This window comes from Herbaspirillum sp. WTB6, assembly GCF_057457785.1.
The window spans coordinates 478,458-503,165 of record NZ_CP176522.1; the positions used below are offsets into that span (position 1 = coordinate 478,458).

Here is a 24,708-nt window from a genome sequence, read left to right on the forward strand (position 1 = left end):
CGTCACACCCTTTCGTAATGCTGTGCAAGGAGCTTCACAAAATCGTCCTTCACCGGCCCACGCAACTCGTTCATATTGTCCCCATAGGCCTTAACCGCCGAATCAAGTGCTTTGAGGAAGCCCTTGTCACGGATATCAAACGGCACTTCCCGGCCGGACGGCACGTTAACCTGTGCATACCACTGGTACGGGCTGTCACGCCACTTCTTCTCGGACGAGATCAGGGGACGCTCCGGATACCACCAGAACGGCATAGGTGAGAACGCGATACCCCAACGCGATTTTCGCACCTTGAAATCAATCGTAGCCACAAATGATTTGATCTCATTCTTGGATTCGCCCGAGCGCCAGTTTGAGTATGCCTTCCCTGGATGCTTTTCCTTGTACTGGGCAGTCGCATCACGCGGTGGTGCAGTGTTCTCGTCCCACCATCCAAGTTGCCATTGTTGACGATGGGGCATCGCCAGCCACTCGGCAAACGTGCGATCACGTCGGAAACGGGAACTGCGACCACCTGGCTTGGGATTGCGTTGCCTAAAAATGATATCGGCTTCGCGTAGTCTCTCGAACATACCCGAAAATCGGGGATCGTCCTTTCCGACCGATTTTTTCTTTAATGAGAGCAGGAACCGTTTGATTTCGCGGTCACCAGGGCCAAGCAGCATCCCTGCCTCGATGAGTCCGCCGTCGTCCAGCGCGCTGTGCGACAGATTGGCTGAGCCGATCACGGCGCCCGAGTTACGTCCCCAGTAGATCTTGGTGTGAAGGCGGTCCACGAAGTGAACATTCACGTTGGCGGTGAGGAGCTTGTCGATACCGTCGGAGTGTGTAGCTCCTGCCCGCGGCCAGCAATAAAGTTCGATGCCTTCTGGGGACGGTAGCCACTCCAGCGGGTCGGCACCGACAAAACCGACAGCAACGATGCGATCGTCATCCGGATCCTGAAGGACCTTGCGGATCGCCTTACGAAGGGCAATGGCGCTTAGAAGCGATTTCATGACGCAGAAACTTTCCAGAAAACAAGTACACAGCATCTTACCCAAGTCAGTGCAAAAAAGTGAACGCTGGTGACGAGCACACGCGGCACTCTGCGGGGGCTTTCGGGCGAATTGCATTGGCCATATACACCTGCATCCCACGCCTTCTTTTGGTCGCTAAGTGCCCGCTAATACCTAGTTGCTTCACGACTGAGGTCATGCGAAAACGTAATTCTTAGAAAAATTCGTGGCTTGAACGACCCTTCTCGACATCGGGAAAACCGCACAGTGGTTCTGGCAGGCCAACTTCTTTTGGCTGCCGAATTTTCTCACCTTTTCCCACAAGCTCGGCGCCAATCTATCAATCAAAATTCCCCAAAACGGGCTCGTTAGTACCGGAATAATAGGCTTAGTTGACCGATAAGCGGCGGAGGCCGAGTGTTCTTAGTACGGCCGGGAGATCATACACGGTGAGAATTCCCATAAGACGTTGGTCTGGTTTGCCATCCTCGGTAATGAGAATTGCATTGAGTTCTTTCCCCCTGGTTGTAAAGTCTTCGAAGCGCGAGAGTGCATCTTGAAGAGTCGCGCGCTTGGAAAGAAAACAGTAGTGTTCTTGGCCTTCTCCATGTGGCAGGACAGCTTCAACCTTCGTTTCCATAAGACTGACGAGGTCATTTTTGACTTCCGCCGCCAACCAACGTACCACCGTTTCGGAGGTAAGGAGAGCAATGATTTTTCCGTCAGATAAGATTGGTAACTGGGAGAATGAGCCGTCGCGCATATCAAAGACGGCCTTTCCGACGGACTCCTGGGCGTGGAGCGATTGGACTATTTTCTGAAACTGTGGGAATACGACTGGAGGCTTCAGAAGCGCATCATGAATGCGCCTGAAGTCAGCGACAGCCCGGCTGTTCGGCTCTGCGATAACGTGACCATCAGTGCGTTCGTGAATTATGGCATTGCGGAGATCAGCGAATTCCTTCAGGTCGTCTCGGTATCGACGCACGATGGAGTTTTTTTCAGCCGCATGCTCAACGAGTTGATAGAACGATGCCAAGCGATCGGCTGCGACCTGTTTACGGAGCCACGCTTCGATAGATGCGAAGGTATTGAGAAAGGTATCAGAGTTTAGCATTTAGGGTTTTAGCCGATCAATTTGAAGGTATAAGATGAACTCGAAGTAAGCTAGGAACTGTCATCGAACACCTCTCTGGAAGGCCGCTTTTTGGCTGAGTTGCGTCATTCGCGAAAGGCCGAGCTTAATTAAACCAGCCGGCCACGCGTTTTGGGGGTGCGAAAGCCATGACCTTGTCCAAGCGTTCAATGCCGGCAATGCGCTTACGCTTGCGTCGTCGCACCATCAAGCCAGCGGCGTGATACACCCATAAGTCCGCTTGCGATTGATGCGCCAGCCTTCCCGGCACAGCAGCACATGCAAGCGGCGGTATCCATAGCGACGCTTTTGGCCGGCCAGTGTCGTCAATCGTTCTGTCAACGCCTTATCGTCCGGTCGCGTCGATTCATATCGATACAAGGACCTCGAGATGCCAATCAGCCCACAAGCGCGCGTGACACCAACTGGTGGGCTGTCATCAGATGCGTCACCGCATCACGCTTGGCTTGTGGGCCTACTACTTTCGGCCAACGACATCCTCCAAAGCCGCATTGTCCAGCATGGCATCGGCCAACAACCGCTTCAGCTTGCCGTTCTCCGCTTCCAGCGCCTTCAGCCGTTGCGCGTCCGACACCGTCATGCCGCCGAATTTGGCCTTCCACTTGTAGTACGTCGCGTCGCCGATGCCATACTTGCGGCAGATCTCGGCAACCTTGATGCCGGCTTCCGCTTCTTTCAGCACCCTAATTATCTGCTCTTCCGCAAATCGATTCTTCATGCCTGCCTCCCGAGAAGCAAACTCTACATCAGCGCCGTACTAATCTCGGGGAGCAGATCAGCCTCTCACCGACTTCAAAGCCAAAAAATCAATAACGGATTTGTGACTTGAGAAAGATCTGCCCGCAGCCCCAAAAAGAAATTTGTTCTTCGGAATGGCGTGCTCACCTTGTTCTGATCGTCGAACATGTTTGAGCGGCCGGTGAAAAGCACCGAGCTCCAACAACCTTGAAACGCGAATGAGCGGCAACGCGCACGCATTTTTCGGCACACACGCGGCCATTGCATCACCGCCTTCCCCACCCTGCTTTTACACCCCTTCATATTTAAGAAACTTCGCTGCAAAGCGGCCTGTGGCGCTCCTACAACAGCCTTTGGTGTATGAAATATCTCGAAAACCATACTGCAAGCATTTCTGCAAATCTGGTTACCACCCTGCCAAAAAAGCGGCTAAATTTTACGCATGAAAAGGAAATCAGCGCAACCATCGATACCCGAAAATAGCCTCAGCGCGGCCTACTTCGATTACCTAGCCACGCCCGTCATCGGCCAGGATGGCGTGAAGCGCCAACCGGCAGCATCGAATTTTGTGGACAGGCTGCGAGAGACTCACGCCCATCGACAACCCGGCCTTGACATCAGATCCCGGCTCATCGAGTTCCTGCAAAGCGGACATTTGCTTTTCTGGAGTGATCTCCACCTAGGCCATCAGGCACTCGAAAATTTGCGTGGCCGCAGCGCCAGCGAAACCGACAGCCTACTGCTTGCAAACGCCTTGACCACTGTCACCAAGCACGATTGTCTGGTCTTTGGCGGCGACATCACCATGACCGACATCAATACTACCAATGCCTGGCTGCGGCAAATACCGGCCTTGAAGCTATTGGTGTTGGGTAATCACGACTGCGACAAGCACGCCCAGACCATTTTGAAACTGGCGGTCGATGCGATCGTCAGCACCATCGAATTGCCAGACGTCTTCATTACGCATTACCCGGTACCGGAACGAGTGATGGATGCGGCACGGCCGGGCGAATTCATTGTGAATGTACACGGCCACGTTCATGCCAGCACTCTGAATCCAGACGAGTTTGGTTCGGGACGACGGCACCGCAACATCTCGGTTGAAAAAATCGGGTACCGGCCGGTTACTTTGACTGAACTCATCGCGATGGGAAGTTAGATGCTTATTTTTCTCGATACGGAATTCTCGGATTTCAACCAGCCACAACTGATCTCTATCGGCTTGGTATCCGAAGACAATCAACAGTTTTATGCCGAACTGAACGACTTTGATCTGGGCCGGTGTAGTGACTTTGTGAAAGAGACGGTATTGCCGCAGTTGGGGAAGAGGCCCGAGTTGGTCATGAATACCGAAACGCTTCGCCGAAATCTGGCGGCCTGGCTGCGGCGATTTTCAAAATCCAATCCGGTGATTGCCTACGACTACGACGGTGATTGGAGCCTGTTTCAAGCCGCGCTGCCTGCGATTCCGCCCTGGCTGTTCCACCAAAATATTTATCATGAAATTAACGACCTGGTGGTCGAACAGTTTTTTATGGATACCGGCTTGTCGGATCATCATGCCCTGCACGACGCCATGGCGAATCGATTCAGTTACCGGCCCATGAGTCTGTCGACAGCCCGCCCAATTTATTTATGGGGTGGTAAGTCATGATGAAGATCAGTCTCAAATCTCTTGCCAGTGCAAAGGTAGGCCCGCTGGTGCTGGCCAAGCCTTGGCCGAGGCTGCATCTCGTCAGTGACCTGCATCTGGAAACCGGGCCCTACGAGATTCCCGCGGACCTGGAGTACGACATCCTCATCGCGGCCGGCGACATATCGATTTCGGTGGAGCAATCTGTGTCGTGGCTGGCTGCCATCGGAAAGCCGGCGATTTACGTGCTGGGCAACCACGAGCGCTGGGGAGATGCGGACTTGGACGACGCGGTGGTGAAAGCAAGACAGCTGGCAGAAGGTACCCAGGTGCGCGTTCTGGAGCGTGACACGGTGTTGGTCGAGATAGATGGCTGTGCCACGGTCCGGTTCCTGGGCGCGACGCTGTGGACCAATTTTGGGCACCTAGCCGACAGCCTGGTTGCCGAATCCATGCGTGGTTCGAACGATTTCCGCCAGATCAAGGCGGCGCGCTATGCCGCGGGGCCACTGCGCGCGCGCGTCGAGCGGCTATGCCGGCGTCATGGCTTCTACATCCCGAAGCCGGGACGGTGGCATCCGGTCATCGCCTATCTCGAGCACCAAGAGACGATCACGTGGCTTGAAGGTCAGTTGAACCAACCGTATCGGGATGGCCCGACGATATGCGTCAGTCATCACGCACCCAGTTTCGCATCGCTAAAGTCATTCGGAATAGCGCAATCTCTACTCGACCCCGCGAGCTGGAATCAAAGAAGAGACCGGGAACTGATGCGAGTTGGAAACTACGCAAGCGACCTGTCAGGTCTGTTGTCGCGCTACGCGGATGACATCGACCTGTTCTGCCATGGACATTTGCACCAAGGTATCGATGTAATCGATGCAGGTGTACGCATCTTGTGCAATCCCCGTGGATATTACGAAAAGCCGCTCAGTACTGAGATCGGTGCACTTTGGGCACTGTTTGGTGGTTGGCCGGTGTCAGAAGAGACTATCAGGCGGGATCAGGAACGGCATGCGGCAAATCCTTATTGCGGAGAAGCGCTGCATTTTGACAGGAAGCTCACTATCGATTTGACCGATGGCCAGGCCCGGCCGTTGTCGCACATCGTGTTTGCAAAGCGCGGGCCACTCGCCAAGATGCGCGCGCTGCGCCGTGAGGCGGTACGCTTGTCCAAGCACCTGAGTTTGCGTAATACGGTTCCGGCCGAGTGCGTGCGCCAGGTGTTCGCAGACACATGTGCCGCCTTCACGAATGAACTGGATTCTTTTTTGAAGATGCATGTCAGGCATCTGATCAAGAGCCGCTATTCCGGGCAGGAGATTGAAAAGCGGCTTTGGCCAAGTGGCGCCCCCAAGCCATGCGCTCCCTTTCTTTTCCCTGGGCGCAAACCAAACCTGCACCAGGATTACTTGGTGCAACTGGACTGGATGGCGAGTTGGATTTCGTGGACAAAAGCGGTGCCATGGGCTGCCAAGGCCGCAATTCTGAAGTGGCAGCGGCTGATGGATCGTGCCGTGCAGGCTCTTCATGACCAAGAGATGACAGTCTGGTACGAGCCGCTGCCGCAGCTGTCACTGCGGCGGCTCTCGGATTCTTTGGAGCGTTTTGATCTGTTCGTGTTGAAGAATCAGGATGTCGAAATCGTGCAAAAGACGCTTGAGCTGGTTCTCAATGGCGATCGGATTCCAAGAGCCTACTTTATCGGTGTCCGCAGCATCGATAGTGTCATTGGCGAGAGTACGTATTCCAAAGCCCCACTGTTCCTTCGTTCGAGTGCGACCGAACCCATACGGTCAGTCCAGGAGATCGTTTCAAACCTGTGAATGTCTTATTTCTTTTGCACTACCGGCGGCTTCTTCAGTGCCCAGCGCCCATTCGAATCCACCGTGAATGGCCCATTTTTTCGCGGCTGCTGGGACTCTGGCCCCTGCGCCGCGTCTTCGCTGGCATCGTCTTCCAATGCGTCAGCCGCCGTCTCATCGTAATCGTCAAGCAGAGCCGCCGCGGCTAGATGTTCCGCTTTAGCACGTTCTTCCATCTCGCGAATTTCCTTCGCGTACTCTGTGAGCTGATACGCGAAATTTTCAGCAATGTCATTCAGCATGCTTGCGGTTGCAGCGTACACGTCCGCTTTGGCGTGCCCGTTGTATGCTCTTGCCTTTGCTCTGCGTGCCGCATTCTGCGCTTGCGCCGACGGGCGCCGGCTCTCATACCGCCATGTTTTCGGCGGAACAAAAACGAGTCGCTTTCTGAGGCTCTTTACCAGCGCCGTGGAAAGCGTTTCACCAATGCCGACCGGTAGCGTCTGCCATAGCTGGGCATTGAAGGCATCGTCACACAGAAAATCCAGCACAAGCCTATCGACAAACGCATTTACGCCGGCCTTCCGCCTCCGTCTAATTCTGTCAGTCATCTCCGCCTGGCGCCTCGCAGATTCGTCAACTAAGAAGTCACATAATTCTTCGGCGTTGGACACGCGGGCTCTTATCCAGCCTCGCTCAACAGCTTCTTTGTAGATCCTGGTCAAATTGTCGAGCGTAGGTACCTGCTGCGTTTTTGGTGCCGTGTTCGACCCGCTGCTGACCAACCTCAACCGCGGAGCACCTGCGGTCCACCGCAGCCACTGCTGCCGCAAGGTCGCCGGAGCAGTCATCGACAGGAGCGGCGCTAACTCTTCGCAAAGCGACAAAAGGGAGCCCTTTTTGCTGCCGGCACGAGCGGCTTCTAACAGGACCGGGATCTCGTGTTTCAGAGCGGATAACCTCGGATTTGGCTTCATTTTCCTTAGTATCTTTTAGTGAAGTATCTTATAAGAATTCTGATTTGCCGGTTTCAAAAATATACGATACCCTCTATTCACAGCGGCAGGCGAGCGAGAGGAAAAATATAACATGGTGTCTCTTAAAAGTGAAATCGTATATCAAGAATCGGATGATTCATCGGTTGTTGAGTTTATGCGCTGGATAAAAGCGAATCCAGATCTCATCCTGGACGACGAAGAAACGTTCGGACGGCCGCGTTTCTCGGTTGGCGGCGCCGTTTAACGTAAGTGAAGGTGGCTGCGTGAATCGGGAAAAAATCAGTGCCAGCGAAGCGGCAGAAATTCTCGGAGTGTCAGCCCGGAAGTTATATGATTTAGCTGCACCCAACGGCCCGATCCCGTGTTTCCGGATCGGACGGCGGATCAATTTCAATCGCTTGGACGTCATAAATTACGAGGCATCATGCCGATATATCGAGACAAAACGCGTGGTTGCTTCGTCTTTGAGTTCGACCGCCGTATCGAGGGCCAGCGGGTCAGGACTCGAAAACACCTTCCGAAAACTTGGAATAAATCCCAAGCGGACGGCTTCGAGCGGCAGGAATCAGCACGGCTCTACGCTATCGCAACAAAAGTCGAACGCGCTGAGCACTCCATCGAAGACGCTGTCGACGTTTATGTGAAAGAGCGCCTTCCCTTATTGAAAACAGGGAAGAATGTCGCCAAAGAACTGGGCTTGATGTTCTTCGCCTACCAAGGCCGCCCAATTACCGCCTTGCCGGATGCGTGCAAATTCTATGCGGCGAAGGCAGTGCGCGAAAACGAAAACCACAAAGGGCCGCTTTCCCCGGCATCACTGCGCAACAGAATCCGGTATTTGGTCGCAGCTTGCCGCTACGCATGGAAGAAGCACAACATGTGCGAGCAAGACCCGGCCGCACGGGTGATCATCCCGACCGTTAAGAACGAGCGGCAGGAATACATATCCAGATTGGAAATGATCGGGATTGTTCGAGCCTGCTGCAACTGGAATTCACGTCGGGCATTTCGCATCGCCTTCTACAGCGGCATGCGCTTGAGCGAAATCCTAAAATTCTCAATTCGCGGTGGGAATTTCGTCTTGGCCGACACGAAGAATGGTGAACCGCGGCTGGTGCCGATCCATCCCAAGATTTCCAGCGCGGCAACCCGCTTCGACCAGTCGACTGCCAAGATCACTATTCAGCGAGCATTCACGCGCACGGTACGTCGCATCGGGCTAGGCCATCTGCATCTGCATGACTTACGCCACAGCGCCGCCAGCGAATTGATTAATGCCGGCGTCGACCTGTACACAGTTGGTCGTGTACTGGGCCACAAGGATTCGCGCAGTACCCAGCGCTATGCGCATCTAGCCGTGGGTACACTGGCCGATGCAATCGGCAAAATCGGCCGGCGGGCTGCGTGAGTTGGACAAAATTTCCCCCACATCCAAAATGAAAAAGCCGCTATAAGCGGCTTTTCATTTCTGCGGGAACCCGCATGAACACTGGCGGAGAGGGTGGGATTCGAACCCACGGTACGGGAAACCGTACGCCTGATTTCGAGTCAGGTACATTCGACCACTCTGCCACCTCTCCTAGTTCGGTCGCTTTGCCGCACGGTCAGCAGCAAAGCGCACGATTATATCAGAACCCGTTGAAATTCCAAAAGCTTTAACGTGTTGCAACCCGCTGACACCCCATACCGCCACGTTGCGATTCACGGTGTTGTCACAAAGTACGCCTAAGATTCCGAAATGCAATCCCTATCCCGCGTCCCGGTGCCGCATGCCGCACCTACAAGGCCGGCGTCAATCCTCAGTCGCCCTGCTGCGATCGTCTCCTCCAATCCGGAACCCGAAGGCGAAAGCTGGCAGTTATTGTCGCGGCTGAACGAGGTAATCGAACAGCGCCTGCTGTATGCCCTGTTCCAGCCGATCATCGATATTCGGCGCGGCGAAATTCTCGGCTATGAAGGCTTGATTCGCGGCCCGTCCGACAGCCCGCTGCACTCGCCGCTCAATCTGTTCAAGGTGGCTGGTGCCAACGGGCTGAGCGTCACGGTCGAACACCTGTGCCGACGCATCGTACTGGAGCAGTTCGCCGCGCTCACGTTGCCCGGCAAATTGTTCCTCAACGTCAGCCCAGAATGCCTGCTGCACCCGCAGGCCAGGCATGGCGAAACCCTGGATTACATCCACGAAATCGGCATCAACCCGAATCGCGTAATCATTGAATTGACCGAGAGCCAGCCGACCTACGACTACGAATTGCTGCGCGAGGCGGCCACGCATTATCGCAACATGGGTTTCCAGATCGCCATCGACGATCTGGGCGAAGGCTTTTCCAGCCTTCGGCTGTGGTCCGAACTGCGGCCGCAGTATGTGAAGATCGACATGCATTTCGTCCAGGGCATCAACCACGATCCGGTCAAGCGCCAGTTCGTGCGCTCGATCCAGGAAATCGCGGAAAAATCCGGCACCGTCGCCATCGCGGAAGGCATCGAAACCCAGGCCGAGTTGCTCCTGATCCGCGAGCTCGGCATCGCCTGCGGCCAGGGCTATCACATCGCACGGCCAAACAGCAAGCCGGCGACCGCGCTATCGGCCGAAATCGTCAAAACGCTGAACCGCAACGCGTTGCCGGTTTCCCCTGTAAAAGCACAGCTTGGTATGCGGGGGCCAACCGCGCTGAAACTGTTGCGAATCGTGCCGATCGCAACCCCGGAGATGCAGAACAACGATGTGTACGAATTGTTCCTCGGCAGCCCGAAACTACAAATCATCCCGGTGGTCGATAACGGCTCGCCGATCGGCCTGATCAACCGCTACACCATGATCGATCGCCTGGCGCGCCCTTACCAGCGCGAGCTGTACGGCAAGAAATCCTGCACATTCTTCATGGACCCGAATCCCTTGATCGCGGACAAGGGCACCAGTTTGCAGGATCTTTCCCACATCATCGTCGAAGGCGATCCGCAGCACCTGTTCAACGGCTTCATCATCACCGACGGCGGGCAATATCTGGGCATGGGCACCGGGCACGACCTGATGCGCGAAATCATGCAGATGCAGATCAATGCCGCGCGCCACGCCAATCCGCTCACGCAATTGCCTGGCAACGTGCCAACCAACGAGCACGTCGAGCGCCTGCTGCAGGATGGCGGACGCTTCTTTGCCTGCTACTGCGACCTGGACAATTTCAAGCCCTTCAACGACGTCTACGGCTATCGCAAGGGCGATGACGTGATCCAGCTCACCGGAAAAATCCTTAGCGAATTCTGCGATCCGAACCAGGATTTCGTCGGCCACATCGGCGGCGACGATTTCATCGTGCTGCTCCAGAGCGAGGATTGGGAAAGCCGCTGCCGCGCGATCCTGGACGCGTTTGCCCAGGAAATCCAGGAGTACTTCAGCATCGAGGATCGCGAGCGCGGCGGCTATCTGACGGAAGACCGGCAAGGCAAGAAGGTGTTCCACCCGCTCACCAGCCTGTCGCTCGGCGTGGTCAAGGTGGAACCGGGGCAATACTATTCGCATCACCAGATCGCCACCGCGGCCGCGGAGGCGAAGCGGCAATCCAAGAAAATCCACGGCAATAGCCTGTTCATCGACCGCCGTTGCGCGCCGCAAGGTTAGTCGCGGCGCGGATCGAAACAGCGCCGCTCAGTCCTGCGCCGCCAGCCGCGTCAGACCACCCATGTACGGCCGCAACACTTCCGGAATCTCGACGCTGCCATCGGCCTGCTGGTAGTTTTCCAGTAGCGCCACCAGCGTGCGGCCAACCGCGAGGCCGGAACCGTTCAGCGTATGCACCAGTTCGGGCTTGCCCTGCGCATTGCGAAAGCGCGCCTGCATGCGGCGCGCCTGGAACGCCTCGCAGTTCGACACCGAGGAGATTTCGCGATAGGTGTTCTGCGCCGGCAGCCAGACTTCCAGGTCATAGGTCTTGGCGGCGCCGAAACCCATGTCGCCGGTGCACAGCGTGACCACGCGATACGGCAAACCGAGCTTTTTCAAAATCGCTTCGGCGTGGCCGACCATCTGCTCCAGCGCTTCATACGACTGCTCCGGATGGACGACCTGCACCATCTCAACCTTGTCGAACTGGTGCTGGCGGATCATGCCGCGCGTGTCGCGGCCGTAGCTGCCGGCTTCGGAACGGAAACACGGCGAATGCGCGGTCATCTTGATCGGCAGCGCATCCGCAACGAGGATTTCATCGCGCACGATATTGGTCAGCGGCACTTCGGCGGTCGGGATCAGATACAGCGCCGCATGCTCGGCGCCGACTTCGCCGTCCTGGCCGCCCTTCTTCACCGCGAACAGGTCTTCCTCGAACTTCGGCAACTGGCCGGTACCGCGCAGGGAGTCGGCATTGACGATGTACGGCGTGTAGCACTCGGTATAGCCATGCTCCTCTGTATGCGTATCGAGCATGAATTGCGCCAGCGCCCGGTGCAGGCGTGCGACGCCACCCTTCATCACCGCGAAGCGCGAACCGGTTAATTTGGCCGCGACGTCGAAATCCAGCCCGAGCGGGGCGCCGACATCGACATGGTCCCGCACTTCGAAATCGAAGCTGCGCGGCGTGCCGACCCTGCGCACCTCGACATTCGCGCCCTCATCCGCTCCCAGCGGCACCGACTCGTGCGGCAAGTTCGGCAGTGCCAGCATGAAATCGCCGAGCGCGGTCTGGACCTGATCCAGTTGCTGCGCCGACGCCTTCAGTTCGTCGCCGATGCCGGCCACCTCGGCCATCACCGCCGACACATCCTCGCCCTTGCCTTTCAATACGCCGATCTGCTTGGACAGGCTGTTGCGCCTGCCCTGCAATTCCTCGGTGCGGGTCTGGATCTGCTTGCGCTGCGCTTCCAGCGCATTGAAGGCGGCCACGTCCAGCTTGAATTTGCGCGCTGCCAGGCGGGCGGCGACGCTCTCGATGTCCTTGCGCAGAAGTTGAATGTCGATCATGGGAAAACGTTGCATTGATGAGGAAGACGCCATTGTAACAAGGCGCCAGCGCACCGAATGGCGCCGTATTGACGGACGCCGGCCTGCCCCTGATAATGCGCCACCAACACAGGAGCGACGTCATGCAGCAATGGCTTTTTCTCACGGTCGCCATCGTCAGCGAAGTAATCGCCACCACCGCCCTGAAGGCATCCGAGGGATTCAGCCGGCTCTGGCCGTCGCTGCTGGTGGTCGCCGGCTATGCGATTTCGTTTTACTTCCTGTCGCTGACCTTCCGCACGATCCCGGTTGGTGTCGCGTATGCGATCTGGTCCGGCGCCGGCGTCACGCTGATCGCCCTGATTGCGTGGCTGTTTCTCGGCCAGTCGATGGATGTGCCGGCGCTGCTCGGCATCGGGCTGATCATTGCCGGCGTGCTGATGCTGAACCTGTTTTCCAAGTCGGTATCACACTGAGCAGCGGGCGTTCGGCTAAAACGTTCCTACTTTTTTCCCCGTTTCGCCGCCTCGTCCAGCGAGCGCAGATACGCCAGCTTTTCCGCAATCCGTCCTTCCAGTCCGCGCGGCGTCGGCGCGTACCAGTGCGGCTCGGCCATTCCTTCCGGCATATAGGTTTCGCCCGCCGCGTAGGCGTCCGGCTCATCGTGTGCATAGCGGTATAGCTTGCCGTAGCCGAGTTCCTTCATCAGCTTGGTCGGCGCATTGCGCAAATGTTCCGGCACCGGGCGCGACTTGTCCTTGGCGATGAAGGCGCGCGCCGCATTGTAGGCGTTATAGACGGCGTTGGATTTGGCGGCGCAGGCCAGGTAAATCACCGCTTCGGCCAGCGCCAGCTCACCTTCCGGCGAGCCGAGCCGCTCGTAGGTTTCGGCCGCGTCCAGCGCGAGGCGCAAGGCGCGCGGATCGGCCAGGCCGATGTCTTCGCTGGCCATGCGGATCAGGCGCCGCGCCAGGTAGCGCGCGTCGGCGCCGCCGTCCAGCATGCGTACCAGCCAGTACAGCGCGGCATCCGGGTTGGAGCCGCGCACCGACTTATGCAAGGCTGAAATCTGATCGTAAAACGCATCGCCACCCTTGTCGAAGCGGCGCAGGGCGTCGCCCAGCGATTGCGCCAGCAGTGCCGCATCGACCGTGGTTTGCCGCTTCGCCTCGGCGGCACGGGCGACGATTTCAAGATTATTCAATAGCTTGCGGCCATCGCCATCGGCGCTGGCGATCAGGCTGACTTTGGCGTCATCGGTGAAGCCGAGGCCGGCCAGTTCGGTGGTGCAGGCGCGCTCCAGCATCGTTGCCAAATCGTCGTCCGACAATGATTTCAACACGTACACCGAGGCGCGCGACAGCAGCGCGCCATTCACCTCGAACGACGGGTTTTCAGTGGTGGCGCCGATGAAGGTGAACAGGCCGCTTTCGACATGCGGCAAAAACGCATCCTGCTGGCTCTTGTTGAAGCGATGCACTTCATCCACGAACAGGATGGTGCGGCGGCCGGAATTGGCGCGGATCACCTGCGCCCGCTCGACTGCCTCGCGGATATCCTTGACGCCCGACAGCACCGCCGACAAGGCGATGAATTCAGCATGGAAGCCGTCCGCCATCAGCCGCGCCAGCGTGGTCTTGCCGACGCCCGGCGGTCCCCACAGGATCATCGAATGCGCCTGCCCCGACTCGAAAGCGACGCGCAGGGGCTTGCCGGGGCCGAGCAGATGCTGCTGGCCGATCACGTCGTTCAGTGTCTTGGGCCGCAGGCTCTCGGCCAAAGGGATATGAGGAATGTTCACGTCTATAAATTATCCAGCGGGCTAGCGACGCCATGGCCGCCCTTGTTCAACACGTGAGTGTAAATCATGGTGGTTGCCACGTGCGCGTACGAAGCACTGCCGACAGCCGCGCCGGGGGCTTGGCGCGCACCACATCCCGCATCCACGGCAAATCCTACCCCAACATCTCGCGGTACAAAAAAAGCGCCGACAGCGCCTGATTTTGCGTGGCAGCAGCCACTCACCCTTCCACCGCCAGATGCGTGAAAAACGCTTCCACCTCGGCACCCCCATATCGCGCGAATAACGTTTGCCATGACACAACACAAAACGTCTTGTCCAATGGATATATTGTGTTTCCGTCCTGATACTATAGTGGCGAAGCAGGAGTTAATCTCGCAACTAGTCCAGCAGTTTGGGAGGCTTCGCAGATTCAGGAAAAGGTATCATCTCAGAAAAACAGCCATAAAAATCAAATGGTTATTACATTTTGTGTTTGTTATAAACCTATCATTAAAAATGTATACACCTTTGCAGGCGTATACTGAACGTCGGGCATCTCGATGAATCCGCTCGAAGTAATCACGGCTAAGCGTCAGCACCTTGCTCGGATGGCAAATCAAAGTGGTGCGTCCGGCGAGCTTAGTGCTTTGGCCGAAATGGAACACTGGGTTCCTCGGCCACGGGGTGCTGGCCTGAAAGTCCTGTTATCCGCCTTGGCAGAGACTGGGTTGGTTATTAAGGGGTCAAGCTTTGACGCCGTTGCTTTTCCAACTGCTGAACAAATTGACTTTACTGATCCCGTTACGGTTAGTTCAGCTCTGCCAAGAATGACCTTCATCGAAATCAAGACCGCCAATCAAGAGCGGGTGCGCCCTGGTTTCACTGGCTTCTTCTTTGCCCTTACCGAAGGCGAGATCGCCGCCTCCGAAGCACTGAAGGAAAGACACCGTGTGGCTCTATACAACAATGTGTCGGGGGAGCTACTTCTCACTTCCGTGCCCGAGATCTTGGCACGGACGAAATCAATGAACTGGCAACTCTCAGTTCAACTGTAGGTATCGGGCCACTGTGGCCACGCGATGCCCAACCCATCATTCCACCGGACGCTTCGCGATGAAGCCGCGTAGCGCCGGTGAATTCAAACGTTGGGGCTAAAAATGGCACGCAACTCACTACCAAAAATGTATGTCGTAACAACGGCAAATGCGTTTGCTAAAACAGGGGAGCTTCTTCTTGAGCAAAGGCCAGAAGGGACTGACTGGCCTTATCCATTTGTTGTCAATGTGGCGCTGTCTATTGAGCTTTACTTGAAATCCTACCTTGCTGAAGACGACTTGATTCCGTTCTTGGTTCATGAAGACGGCAGCACTACATACCAAGGTTTTACAAAGTGTCTCACGCATGAGCACAGATTCGACAAGCTGTACTCAAAGATTCCAGATCACATCAAGAGTAAAGTTGAGGCAGAGTTCCCGAGCAGCCTTCTGGCACAAAGCTTTTCATCCTTTGAGGATGCTCTAAGTAAATTCTCGAATTCATTTATTGAGGCGCGCTACCCATACGAGAGGAGTGGATTCAAAGGCGGCTGCATTTCTGATCTTATGAATATCTCCGTCTTTATAAGAGATGCAATATATAAAATTGGCGAAATTCGTGGCACTTAGACGCCCTAACAATTCAAGACCGCTGCGGCCTTCGGCCTCCGCTGGACGTCCAGCAAGCGGGACGCCCCTTACCTACAATGTTAGGCGGCTTGTACACTCCCCCTTCTACTGATGAAGCAAACCCCATGCGAGCATTAATGTTGACGCGATACGGAGGCCCTGAGGCCACCGAGCTGCGGGACGGTGTTTCGGCTCCTTCGGCCGGGCCTGGCGAAGTTCTGGTTCGAGTTCGTGCGGCGGGGCTGAATCCGGTCGACTTCAAGACAAGGGAAGGCAAGCTCAAGCTGATCCGTCGTTACCCGCTCCCAGCGGTGATGGGCAATGAGATCGCTGGCGTGGTTGAGTCGGTGGGTAGCGGCGTAACGCGCTTCTCGGTTGGCGATCACGTCTATGCACGGCTCGACAAGGACAACATGGGCGGGCTGGCCGAGCTGGCCGTCGTGCGGGAAGACTACCTTGCGAAGATGCCCGCGTCGCTCGCGTTTGAAGCCGCGGCCGCAGTTCCACTGGCTGCCCTTACCGCGATTCAAGCACTCCGTGATGAACTCCGGTTGAAGGACGGCCAGCGCGTCTTCATCTCCGGTGGGGCTGGCGGTGTCGGCACATTCGCCATCCAGATCGCCAAGCATTTCGGTGCGAAGGTTGCTACCACGGCCTCGCCGCGCGGCGAAGCTCTGGTGCGGCGACTCGGTGCCGACGTGGTGATCGACTACACCCGTGAGCGATTCGAAGATGTGCTCCATGACTACGACGCAGCCTTTGATCTGCTCGGGGGCGACAATCTCGCTCGCAGCTTTTCAGTGGTCAAACGCGGGGGAACCGTGGTGTCGATTGCAGGCATGCCCGAACCAGAGACGGCCCGGCGCGACCTTGGTCGCGGTGGTGCGCTGGCGGCACTTTTCTGGGCCGCCAGTTTCAGCACACGTCGCACTGCCGCCAGACACGGTATCCGTTATCGCTACCTGTTCATGCACCCGAGCGGTTCCGATCTTGAAACGATTGCTGCCCTCATCGACGCGAAGAAGATAGAGGTGGTCATTGACCAAGTATTCCCCTTCGCCAAAGTAAAAGAGGCGCTGGCCTACCTTGAGGGTGGCAGGGCGAAAGGAAAAGTCGTTGTTAGCATGTCGAGCTGAATCGTATATGACGGGTAGAACGGCCAGAAAGACTTCCCGGAGCGGCAAAAAAACCGGCATCCAACCTACACCGACGCACATCCTTCATGAATATTGGCAACCTGTTCCTCGACGCCGAACCGCCTGTCCGGGGCGAGAAATTCGAAACGCTGCTGAGCCACAAAAACCTGGTCGTCGAGCGGATCGTCAGTTCGGCGGAAAACGAGCCGGCCGAATATCTGCAGCAACAGGATGAATGGGTTCTGCTGATCCGAGGCACGGCAGTGTTGAGCATGGCCGGGGAAACGTTTGCGCTGAATGCGGGAGACTATCTGTTCATCCCGGCGGGCGTGCCCCATCGGGTCGAGAAGACGTCGAACAGCGCTCTCTGGCTGGCAGTCCACCTGCATCCGTCGCCGGTCGTCGCCTGAAAATTCCAACCACTTGGGCGGCGTTGGCCGCGCTACCTGTCACAACATGGCTGAAAAAATGCAAGTATTACCCAACAACCTGTGCCCCCTCTGCGGCGGCGCCAACCAATGCGCTCCGGCCAAGGCCGGCAGCCTCGATACCGCATGCTGGTGCACGACGGCGGCAGTAAGCCGGGATGCGCTCGCGCGCGTCCCGGCGCATCTCGTCAACCGCGCTTGCTTGTGCCCTCGCTGCGCCGCCGGGCTGGAAGCCGGCGTCAAGGTCATACCCGGCGCAGGTCATGCGACCAGCCGTCGAGGCAATTCGGGAAGGAAAGCGATTAAATGCTGACGGCTAAGCGCTCCCCTCTTCGACCCCAAGTTCGCCGGCAAGCTAATGCTTGCGTCCGGGTGAAAATCCGGCTGCGTGAAATCCCTTGATGGCGTCATACCCACTCCCGCTTCTGGACGCGGCTCGGCAGCAATTCGTCCTCGGCAGGGCTCCGGCCGGGCATGCCTCTCCCGTCAAATTTTTGCGCTTTTTAGCCTATGCATACGCTGTATGACTTGTTCGGCCTGAATCAACCCCTGTTCTTTGCGGTGAATGGCGGTCACGGTGTCGTGGTCGATCACCTCATGCTGCTTGGCAGCCTGCTTGGCGACTTCTGGAACTTGCCGTGGGTCGTGGGCGCGGCGGCAATCCTGTATGCGGTGCCGGCATCGCCCAAACTGGCGCCACGCGTCCGCTGCCTGCCCGGGCGCGACACGATTTCCCGGTTTTTGCTCGCATTCCTGGCTGGTTACGCGCTTGCCGCACTTTTTGTGGCACTTCTCAAACTGGGGCTGCAAATGCCACGCCCGCCCCTGGCCATGCCGTCTGCGTCGATTCGTATTCTCGGTGAGCCGGAAACCAGCTACAGCTTCCCAAGCGGGCATTCGGCGTTCGCGATGTCGCTTGCTGCCGCTCTGTGGCCGCACTGCCGCGTTCCGCTGCGTGCCTTGCTGGTCTTTTTTGTCGCTTGGGTTGGTATTTCGAGAATCGGCGTCGGCGCGCATTTCCCGGTAGACGTTATCGCCGGCTATTTGTGCGGCGGGTTCAGCGCATGGATTGCGATGCGGGCTCTTTCCGCCCATTCAAGCGAATCCGCGCAAAAACCCGCGCGGGCCGGCTAATCCAAGCGGTCATGCTCGGCACCGGCACCGGCCTGTCGCGTAATGCGGAACACAAATAGATGGGGTATATGGACAATACCGCTATTCTATCTGCGGAAAAAGGCGTAATCTGATGGAGTATATTTGCACAACACGGGGTTAGGAACGAATTCGAAAGGAAACGAGATGAATGCCTGGCTGTGGAGCCGCGTCCTGCATGTTCTGGGCGTGGTGATCTGGATCGGCGGCGTCGCCTTCGTCACGCTGGTGTTGCTGCCGGCGGTGCGCACGCTTCCGGACGCCGCCAACCGGCACCGGCTGTTCGAACTTGCCGAGGGCCGCTTTGCCTGGTGGGCGCGCGGCGCCACGCTGGCGACCGGGCTGTCCGGGTTTTACATGCTATATCTGAGCAACGGCTGGGGCCGCTTCGCGCAGCCGGATCAGTGGTGGCTGCACGCGATGGTGGCGGTGTGGGCGGTTTTCACGCTGATGCTGTTCGTGCTGGAGCCGTTCGTGCTGCGCCGGGTGTTCCAGCGCAGCGTGCAGCGCGATCCGCATGGCCTGATGCTGCGCATCCAGCGCCTGCATGTCGTGTTGCTGACCCTCAGCCTGGTGACGGTCGCCGGCGCGGTAGCCGGCAGCCACGGCGGCAATTTGTTCGCGTGGTAGCTAGTTATTGAAGACGTCGGCGCCCTTCGGCACCACGAACCTGAATTGCTGCGCCGGCAGTGGCGGATTTTTTTCAAATCTGGAAAACGTCAGCAGCGACACCTGGCCAAAGGAGTCGCGCAATTCCATCGCCTGCGGCACGCCATCCTTCAGGCCGATGCCGATCTGGTCGAAGGTGGTGTCCTTGGCCTTCGGGGTCGCCTGCAGCCATTCCATGCCGTCCTTGCTGCCGGCCTCCTTCAGCGTGAAGTTCTTTTCCAGGTCGTTGCTGCCGAACAGGATCGCGGCCGGCGACGAGCCGAGCGCGTCGCCCAGCTTGCGGATCGTAACCTGGTTCAAGTCCTTGTCGTAGATATAGAGCTTGTCGCCATCGGCCTGCAGCAATTGCTCGTAAGGTTTCTGGTAGAGCCAGATGAATTTGCCGGGGCGGGCGAAGATGAAGGTGCCGCTGGATGGCGTGGAAACCTTGGCTTCCTTGCCCGAGGCATCGGTCTTGACCAGGCGCTGGGTGAATTCGCCCTTGGCGGATTGGGTGCCGGCGACGAAGGACTTGAACTGGTCGAGCGCGCTGGCGTGGGCGAATGCGGGTGCGAGTGCGACCAGGGCAAGGGCCGTCGCGCGAATCAACTTCGTTGATAGTCCGCGAAAAATAGGGTCAGAGTAATTTTTCGACGATGGGGCCGTCGAAAAAAAAACTCCGACCCCATGTTTTCGCTCGGCGCCGTGCGGCCGCTGAATGTTTTGCGTCTGATTCAAAATTTTTCCTTCGTGGTTTCTATTCTGCGGAATTCCCGGCCGGCACCAGGATTTCGCGGTTGCCGTTGGATTGCATGGTGGATACGAGTCCGCTTTGTTCCATTTGTTCCAGCAGGCGCGCCGCGCGGTTGTAACCGATGCGTAAATGGCGTTGCACCAGCGAAATCGAGGCGCGCCGGTTTTTCAGCACCACCGCCACCGCCTGGTCGTACAGCGCATCGGCTTCGCCGCCGCCCGCCGCCTCGCCGATGGCGCCCTCGGCGCCGTCTTCCATCACCCCGCCTTCCAGGATGCCTTCGATATAGTTCGGCTCGCCCTGCGCCTTCAGGTGTTCCACCACCCGGTGCACTTCGTCGTCAGAGACGAAGGCGCCGTGCGCGCGCAGCGGCAGGCCGGTGCCGGGCGGCATGTACAGCATGTCGCCCATGCCGAGCAGCGTTTCAGCGCCCATCTGGTCCAGAATGGTGCGCGAATCGATCCGGCTGCTGACCTGGAATGCGATGCGGGTCGGGATATTCGCCTTGATCAGGCCGGTGATGACGTCGACCGACGGCCGCTGCGTGGCCAGGATCAGGTGGATGCCGGCGGCGCGCGCCTTTTGCGCGATACGGGCAATCAGTTCTTCCACCTTCTTGCCGACCACCATCATCAGGTCGGCCAGTTCGTCGATGATGATGACGATGGTCGGCAGTTTTTCCAGCGGCTCGGGCGCGTCCGGCGTCAGGGAAAACGGATTGGGAATTTTCTCTTCCTTTTTCTCGGCCTCGGCAATCTTGGCGTTGTAGCCGGCCAGGTTGCGCACGCCCAGCTTGCTCATCAGCTTGTAGCGCCGCTCCATCTCGCCCACCGCCCAGTTCAATGCATGGCCGGCCTGGCGCATGTCGGTCACGACCGGCGCCAGCAGGTGCGGAATGCCTTCGTAGATCGACAGTTCCAGCATTTTCGGGTCGATCAGGATCAGCCGGATCTGGCTCGGGTCCGATTTGTACAGGAACGACAAAATGGTGGCATTGATGCCGACCGACTTGCCGGAACCGGTAGTGCCCGCCACCAGCAGGTGCGGCATCTTGGCCAGGTCGGCCACCACCGGGTTGCCGGCGATGTCCTTGCCGAGCGCAATCGTCAGGCTCGAATGGCTGTCGTTGTAGACCTTGGAGCCGAGGATTTCGGTCAGGCGCACGATCTGCCGTTTCGGGTTCGGCAATTCCAGTCCCATGTAGTTCTTGCCGGGGATGGTTTCCACCACCCGGATCGAGGTCAGCGACAGCGAACGCGCCAGGTCGCGCGCCAGGTTGACGATCTGGCTGCCCTTGACGCCGGTGGCCGGCTCGATTTCGTAGCGCGTGATGACCGGGCCGGGATAGGCGGCCACCACCTTGGCTTCGACACCGAAGTCGGACAGTTTCTTCTCGATCAGGCGGCTGGTGAATTCCAGCGTTTCGACGCTGACGGTTTGCTGCGCCGGCGGCGCATCGTCCAGCAATGACAGCGGCGGCAGATTGGTGTCCGGCATTTCCTGGAACAGCGGCGCCTGCTTTTCCTTCTGCACCCGCTCCGATTTCGGCACCGCCACCACCTGCGGCTCGATCCGGATCGGCGCCGCCTCGACCGTTCTGGCGCGCTCCTGCACCACCACGCCTTCGCGCTTGACCGCCGCCACCATGCCAAGCAGGCGATCCTGGCGCGCGTCGTACAGGTTGCGCAGCCACAGCACGGTATTTTCCAGCGCCGCGCCGATGCGCTCGGCCACCGCCAGCCACGAAACATGGAAAAACAGGCTGAAACCCAGGCAGAACAGCAACAGCAGCAGCAACGTACCGCCGGTAAATCCGAGCGCGCTCTGCGCGGCGGCGCCGATCACCTCGCCCAGCACCCCGCCCGGCGCGCGCGGCAATTGCACCTTCAGCGTGTATAGGCGCATGTATTCGAGCCCCAGGCTGCCGCTCATCAGCAGGATGAAACCGACGGCGCGGATCGGCCCCTCGTGCCGGTGCGGCGCCTCCGGCTCTTTTTGCAGCAGGAATTTCTGCGACAGGCGCCGATATCCACCCCACACCGAGCGTCCCAGCAGCACGCACCACCACCAAGCGGAAAAGCCGAAGATGAACAGCAGCAGATCGGCCAGCCAGGCGCCGACCCGGCCGCCCCAATTGCCGAGCCTGGGCACCGCACTGGCATGCGACCAGCCCGGGTCGGCCTTGGAATAGCTGAGCAGGACCATCAGCAGGTATAGCGTCGCCACCGCCAGCACCAGCCAGCGCGCCTCGTACAGCAGACGCACCAGCCGGCTCGGCAACGGTTGCGGGCGCGGCGCCGAAGTATTGCGGGTATAGCCTTGGGTTGTTTTAGTCATAAGTCGGTGCGGACGGTGCTGTGTTCGGGCCAATGGCGAGAGCAGAATCCGCCGGGTGGTGGAATTATGCACCCGGCGGGTGCCAATCGATGTTGTCGAAGCGAATTATGCGGCACGCTGGGACTTGGCCGAACCAGATGCCGGCGGGATGGGTCGTCTATAATCCTACCCAGTTCCGGCGCGGCCCGGCTTGCAATCGCGGCGCGTTTGAAATTGCACTGTATGGCCGCATTTGTAAGGTTTGGCACCGCATTTTTACCCACTTCGCCTCTCACACGGATTTTATGGCTACTCCCAAACATGCTCAAGTATTGATCCTCGGCTCCGGCCCGGCCGGCTACAGCGCCGCGGTGTACGCCGCGCGCGCCAATCTGAAGCCGGTGATGATCACCGGCGTGGAACAGGGTGGCCAGTTGATGACCACCACCGATGTCGAGAACTGGCCCGGCGACGCGCTCGGCGTGCAGGGCCCGGAACTGATGCAGCGCCTGCTGCAGCACGCGGAGCGCTTCAACACCGAAATCATCTTCGACCATATCCATACCGCGCAACTGGCGGAAAAGCCGATGCGACTGGTCGGCGACGCCGGCGAATATACCTGCGACGCGCTGATCATCGCCACCGGCGCCTCGGCGCAATACCTCGGCTTGCCGTCGGAACACGCTTTCATGGGCAAGGGCGTATCGGCCTGCGCCACCTGCGACGGTTTCTTCTACAAGGGGCAGGAAGTGGTGGTGGTCGGCGGCGGCAATACCGCGGTCGAGGAGGCGCTGTACCTGTCGAACATCGCCTCGAAAGTCACCGTCATTCACCGGCGCAACAAGTTCCGCGCCGAAGCGATCCTGATCGACCGCCTGATGGCACTGGTCGAAACCGGCAAGGTCGAGATCAAGTGGAACCATACGCTGGAGGAAGTGACCGGCGACGACAGCGGCGTCACCGGGGTCAAGCTCCGTTCGCTGCACACCGACAGCATTTCGGCCATGAACGCGCACGGGGTTTTCATTGCCATCGGACACAAGCCGAACACCGCGATCTTTGAAGGGCAACTGGACATGGAAAACGGCTACATCGTCACCCGCAGCGGGCAAAAAGGCATGGCCACCGCCACCAGCGTGCCCGGCGTGTTCGCCGCCGGCGACGTCCAGGACCATATCTACCGGCAAGCGATCACCAGCGCCGGTACCGGCTGCATGGCGGCGCTGGACGCACAGATGTATCTGGAACTGCTGACTAGCTGAGTCAGGGTGGCGTGGCGCGGATCGCGCCCGCACCGCCATCGCATCAACGGCATTTCAGGTCAATCACGATGCCTGTCTCGATCAAGAATTTCGCCGCCCTCAAGGAGTTGCGCCAGGAATTGAAAGCGCAGGACGAGGCGCGCCGCCTAGCCGCAGCGGAAAAACTGCGGCGGCAGGAAGCCGCGCGCCAGGAGGCCGAGTTGTTCCGGCGCAGCATCGGCCAGGTGGCGCCGCTGGCAAGCGCCGAACGTGCCGTGGCGCAGCCGCCGCGGCCGCTGCCGATCGCACGCCAGCATCTGGCCGATGAGCAGGCGGCGCTGCGGGAATCGCTGTCCGACGAATTCACGGCGGAGACGCTGCTGGCGACCGACGACGAATTGAGTTTCGCGCGCGCCGGCATCGGCGCCGATACGCTGCGCAAATTGCGCCGCGGCCATTGGGTAATCCAGGCGCAACTCGATTTGCACGGCTTGCGGCGCGACGAGGCGCGCGAGGCGCTGGCCGAATTTCTGCGCCAGGCGACCCGGCGCGGGCTGCGCTGCGTGCGCGTGATTCACGGCAAGGGATTGGGATCGGTGAACAAGGAACCGGTGCTGAAAGGCCGGGTGCGCAACTGGCTGGCGCAAAAGCAGGAAGTGCTGGCGTTCTGCCAGGCCAGGGCTGCGGATGGGGGTTCCGGGGCGCTGGTGGTGCTATTGAAGGCTTCGGGCTGAATCACATACAGCCTGGAGCATTTTAAACTCCGCTCGAAAATCGGGCGGAAATAGCCGATTTTTTGTCATACTCCCATATTTCCCGGTTTTATCAAGCAGCCATCGGTAGCCATATGCAAAAGCCGCCAGCCCCGCACTGGCGGGATGCGCGGCTTTGGCAAATGCGGGCGGTACGCGGCCTACACCGCGTCCGGGCCGGTCTCGCCGGTACGGATGCGCACTACCTGCTCGACGTTTTGTACGAAGATCTTGCCGTCGCCGATCTTGCCGGTGCGCGCGGCCTTGATGATTGCATCTACCACGTTTTCCACCGCGGCATCGTCCACCACCACCTCGACCTTTACCTTGGGCAGGAAATCGACCACGTATTCGGCGCCGCGATACAGCTCGGTGTGGCCCTTCTGACGACCAAACCCCTTCACCTCGGTCACTGTCAGTCCCGCGACTCCTACCTCGGCCAGCGCCTCGCGTACTTCGTCGAGTTTGAAAGGTTTGATAATGGCAGTCACTTGCTTCATGAAAACTCCTAAAAAATTAAACCCTCGGAAATGAAAACCTCAGCACGCCGTTTCCGGCAACCGGCAAAGG

The 24,708-nt window shown here is 58.4% G+C and carries 25 protein-coding genes, 1 tRNA gene and 1 pseudogene; 16 read left to right on the plus strand and 11 right to left on the minus strand.

Going from position 1 to position 24,708, the window contains the following annotated elements; translation table 11 throughout:
* Window positions 1–2: 2 nt before the first annotated feature.
* The 4 genes from ACK2VC_RS02215 to ACK2VC_RS02230 form a co-directional block, all read right to left on the minus strand.
* Window positions 3–998, minus strand: coding sequence for a phospholipase D family protein (locus tag ACK2VC_RS02215; RefSeq protein WP_486731960.1), 996 nt, complete (start codon window positions 996–998; stop codon window positions 3–5).
* A gap of 388 nt (window positions 999–1,386) precedes the next feature.
* Window positions 1,387–2,115 carry a CBS domain-containing protein gene (locus tag ACK2VC_RS02220; RefSeq protein ID WP_486731961.1) on the minus strand — a complete coding sequence of 243 codons (729 nt, stop codon included), beginning with the start codon at window positions 2,113–2,115 and terminating at the stop codon, window positions 1,387–1,389.
* Between the two features lie 225 nt (window positions 2,116–2,340).
* Window positions 2,341–2,514: an IS3 family transposase gene (locus tag ACK2VC_RS02225; RefSeq protein WP_486731962.1), complete on the minus strand. Its 174-nt coding sequence runs from the start codon at window positions 2,512–2,514 to the stop codon at window positions 2,341–2,343.
* A 97-nt stretch (window positions 2,515–2,611) separates the two neighbouring features.
* Window positions 2,612–2,872 (minus strand): transposase, encoded by a 261-nt coding sequence (locus tag ACK2VC_RS02230; protein ID WP_486731963.1) that lies wholly within the window; start codon window positions 2,870–2,872, stop codon window positions 2,612–2,614.
* A 462-nt stretch (window positions 2,873–3,334) separates the two neighbouring features.
* On the opposite strand from ACK2VC_RS02230, the gene ACK2VC_RS02235 reads away from it, so the two are divergent.
* From ACK2VC_RS02235 to ACK2VC_RS02245, 3 genes are read left to right on the plus strand one after another with little or no spacing between them, the layout of a single operon-like run.
* The gene (locus ACK2VC_RS02235) at window positions 3,335–4,054 is read left to right on the plus strand and encodes a metallophosphoesterase family protein (RefSeq protein ID WP_486731964.1); all 720 of its coding nucleotides are present in this window, start codon (window positions 3,335–3,337) and stop codon (window positions 4,052–4,054) included.
* Window positions 4,055–4,549 carry a 3'-5' exonuclease family protein gene (locus tag ACK2VC_RS02240; protein WP_486731965.1) on the plus strand — a complete coding sequence of 165 codons (495 nt, stop codon included), beginning with the start codon at window positions 4,055–4,057 and terminating at the stop codon, window positions 4,547–4,549. It begins immediately after the preceding gene.
* The gene (locus tag ACK2VC_RS02245; protein WP_486731966.1) at window positions 4,546–6,354 is read left to right on the plus strand and encodes a metallophosphoesterase family protein; all 1,809 of its coding nucleotides are present in this window, start codon (window positions 4,546–4,548) and stop codon (window positions 6,352–6,354) included. The genes ACK2VC_RS02240 and ACK2VC_RS02245 overlap by 4 nt, the downstream gene beginning before the upstream one ends.
* A 5-nt stretch (window positions 6,355–6,359) precedes the next feature.
* Here ACK2VC_RS02245 and ACK2VC_RS02250 read toward each other — a convergent pair whose 3' ends face one another.
* Window positions 6,360–7,310, minus strand: a complete 951-nt coding sequence (locus tag ACK2VC_RS02250; protein WP_486731967.1) for a hypothetical protein — start codon at window positions 7,308–7,310, stop codon at window positions 6,360–6,362.
* Between the two features lie 332 nt (window positions 7,311–7,642).
* On the opposite strand from ACK2VC_RS02250, the pseudogene ACK2VC_RS02255 reads away from it, so the two are divergent.
* Window positions 7,643–7,687 (plus strand): annotated as a pseudogene (locus ACK2VC_RS02255) (hypothetical protein); the annotation flags it as partial.
* Between the two features lie 68 nt (window positions 7,688–7,755).
* Entirely contained in the window at window positions 7,756–8,739 is a 984-nt protein-coding gene (locus ACK2VC_RS02260; RefSeq protein ID WP_486731968.1) for a tyrosine-type recombinase/integrase, read from the plus strand.
* A gap of 82 nt (window positions 8,740–8,821) precedes the next feature.
* Here ACK2VC_RS02260 and ACK2VC_RS02265 read toward each other — a convergent pair.
* Window positions 8,822–8,911, minus strand: a tRNA-Ser gene (locus ACK2VC_RS02265).
* 158 nt (window positions 8,912–9,069) lie between these two features.
* Here ACK2VC_RS02265 and ACK2VC_RS02270 point away from each other — a divergent pair.
* Window positions 9,070–10,950, plus strand: a complete 1,881-nt coding sequence (locus ACK2VC_RS02270; RefSeq protein ID WP_486731969.1) for an EAL domain-containing protein — start codon at window positions 9,070–9,072, stop codon at window positions 10,948–10,950.
* 27 nt (window positions 10,951–10,977) lie between these two features.
* Here the strand turns inward: ACK2VC_RS02270 and serS are convergent, their stop codons facing one another.
* Window positions 10,978–12,285 (minus strand): serine--tRNA ligase, encoded by a 1,308-nt coding sequence (gene serS / locus ACK2VC_RS02275; protein WP_486731970.1) that lies wholly within the window; start codon window positions 12,283–12,285, stop codon window positions 10,978–10,980.
* Window positions 12,286–12,407: 122 nt separating this feature from the next.
* On the opposite strand from serS, the gene ACK2VC_RS02280 reads away from it, so the two are divergent.
* Window positions 12,408–12,740 (plus strand): DMT family transporter, encoded by a 333-nt coding sequence (locus tag ACK2VC_RS02280; RefSeq protein ID WP_486731971.1) that lies wholly within the window; start codon window positions 12,408–12,410, stop codon window positions 12,738–12,740.
* 26 nt (window positions 12,741–12,766) lie between these two features.
* On the opposite strand, the gene ACK2VC_RS02285 is transcribed toward ACK2VC_RS02280, so the two are convergent.
* The gene (locus ACK2VC_RS02285) at window positions 12,767–14,059 is read right to left on the minus strand and encodes a replication-associated recombination protein A (RefSeq protein WP_486733307.1); all 1,293 of its coding nucleotides are present in this window, start codon (window positions 14,057–14,059) and stop codon (window positions 12,767–12,769) included.
* 548 nt (window positions 14,060–14,607) lie between these two features.
* Here ACK2VC_RS02285 and ACK2VC_RS02290 point away from each other — a divergent pair.
* The 7 genes from ACK2VC_RS02290 (at window position 14,608) to ACK2VC_RS02320 (ending at window position 19,057) form a co-directional block, all read left to right on the plus strand.
* Window positions 14,608–15,102, plus strand: coding sequence for a hypothetical protein (locus tag ACK2VC_RS02290; RefSeq protein ID WP_486731972.1), 495 nt, complete (start codon window positions 14,608–14,610; stop codon window positions 15,100–15,102).
* A 102-nt stretch (window positions 15,103–15,204) separates the two neighbouring features.
* Window positions 15,205–15,711, plus strand: coding sequence for a hypothetical protein (locus ACK2VC_RS02295; protein ID WP_486731973.1), 507 nt, complete (start codon window positions 15,205–15,207; stop codon window positions 15,709–15,711).
* A 125-nt stretch (window positions 15,712–15,836) separates the two neighbouring features.
* Window positions 15,837–16,847 carry an NADP-dependent oxidoreductase gene (locus ACK2VC_RS02300; RefSeq protein WP_486731974.1) on the plus strand — a complete coding sequence of 337 codons (1,011 nt, stop codon included), beginning with the start codon at window positions 15,837–15,839 and terminating at the stop codon, window positions 16,845–16,847.
* 86 nt (window positions 16,848–16,933) lie between these two features.
* Complete coding sequence (locus ACK2VC_RS02305; protein ID WP_486731975.1) at window positions 16,934–17,257, plus strand: cupin domain-containing protein; 324 nt, start codon at window positions 16,934–16,936, stop codon at window positions 17,255–17,257.
* 58 nt (window positions 17,258–17,315) lie between these two features.
* Window positions 17,316–17,588 (plus strand): cysteine-rich CWC family protein, encoded by a 273-nt coding sequence (locus ACK2VC_RS02310; RefSeq protein ID WP_486733308.1) that lies wholly within the window; start codon window positions 17,316–17,318, stop codon window positions 17,586–17,588.
* A 197-nt stretch (window positions 17,589–17,785) separates the two neighbouring features.
* Window positions 17,786–18,409: a phosphatase PAP2 family protein gene (locus tag ACK2VC_RS02315; RefSeq protein WP_486731976.1), complete on the plus strand. Its 624-nt coding sequence runs from the start codon at window positions 17,786–17,788 to the stop codon at window positions 18,407–18,409.
* Between the two features lie 165 nt (window positions 18,410–18,574).
* Complete coding sequence (locus ACK2VC_RS02320; RefSeq protein WP_486731977.1) at window positions 18,575–19,057, plus strand: hypothetical protein; 483 nt, start codon at window positions 18,575–18,577, stop codon at window positions 19,055–19,057.
* Here the strand turns inward: ACK2VC_RS02320 and lolA are convergent, their stop codons facing one another.
* Both lolA and ACK2VC_RS02330 read right to left on the minus strand, forming a co-directional pair.
* Complete coding sequence (gene lolA, locus ACK2VC_RS02325; RefSeq protein WP_486731978.1) at window positions 19,058–19,684, minus strand: outer membrane lipoprotein chaperone LolA; 627 nt, start codon at window positions 19,682–19,684, stop codon at window positions 19,058–19,060. It lies immediately after the preceding gene.
* A 148-nt stretch (window positions 19,685–19,832) separates the two neighbouring features.
* Window positions 19,833–22,166 carry a DNA translocase FtsK gene (locus tag ACK2VC_RS02330; RefSeq protein ID WP_486731979.1) on the minus strand — a complete coding sequence of 778 codons (2,334 nt, stop codon included), beginning with the start codon at window positions 22,164–22,166 and terminating at the stop codon, window positions 19,833–19,835.
* Between the two features lie 284 nt (window positions 22,167–22,450).
* Here ACK2VC_RS02330 and trxB point away from each other — a divergent pair, with 284 nt between their 5' ends.
* Together trxB and ACK2VC_RS02340 are read left to right on the plus strand one after the other, a co-directional pair.
* A complete protein-coding gene (gene trxB / locus ACK2VC_RS02335) occupies window positions 22,451–23,407 on the plus strand; it encodes a thioredoxin-disulfide reductase (protein WP_486731980.1) in 957 nt (318 codons plus the stop codon).
* Window positions 23,408–23,475: 68 nt separating this feature from the next.
* Entirely contained in the window at window positions 23,476–24,120 is a 645-nt protein-coding gene (locus tag ACK2VC_RS02340) for a Smr/MutS family protein (protein ID WP_486731981.1), read from the plus strand.
* A 179-nt stretch (window positions 24,121–24,299) separates the two neighbouring features.
* Here the strand turns inward: ACK2VC_RS02340 and ACK2VC_RS02345 are convergent, their stop codons facing one another.
* A complete protein-coding gene (locus ACK2VC_RS02345) occupies window positions 24,300–24,638 on the minus strand; it encodes a P-II family nitrogen regulator (RefSeq protein ID WP_486731982.1) in 339 nt (112 codons plus the stop codon).
* Between the last annotated feature and the right edge of the window lie 70 nt (window positions 24,639–24,708).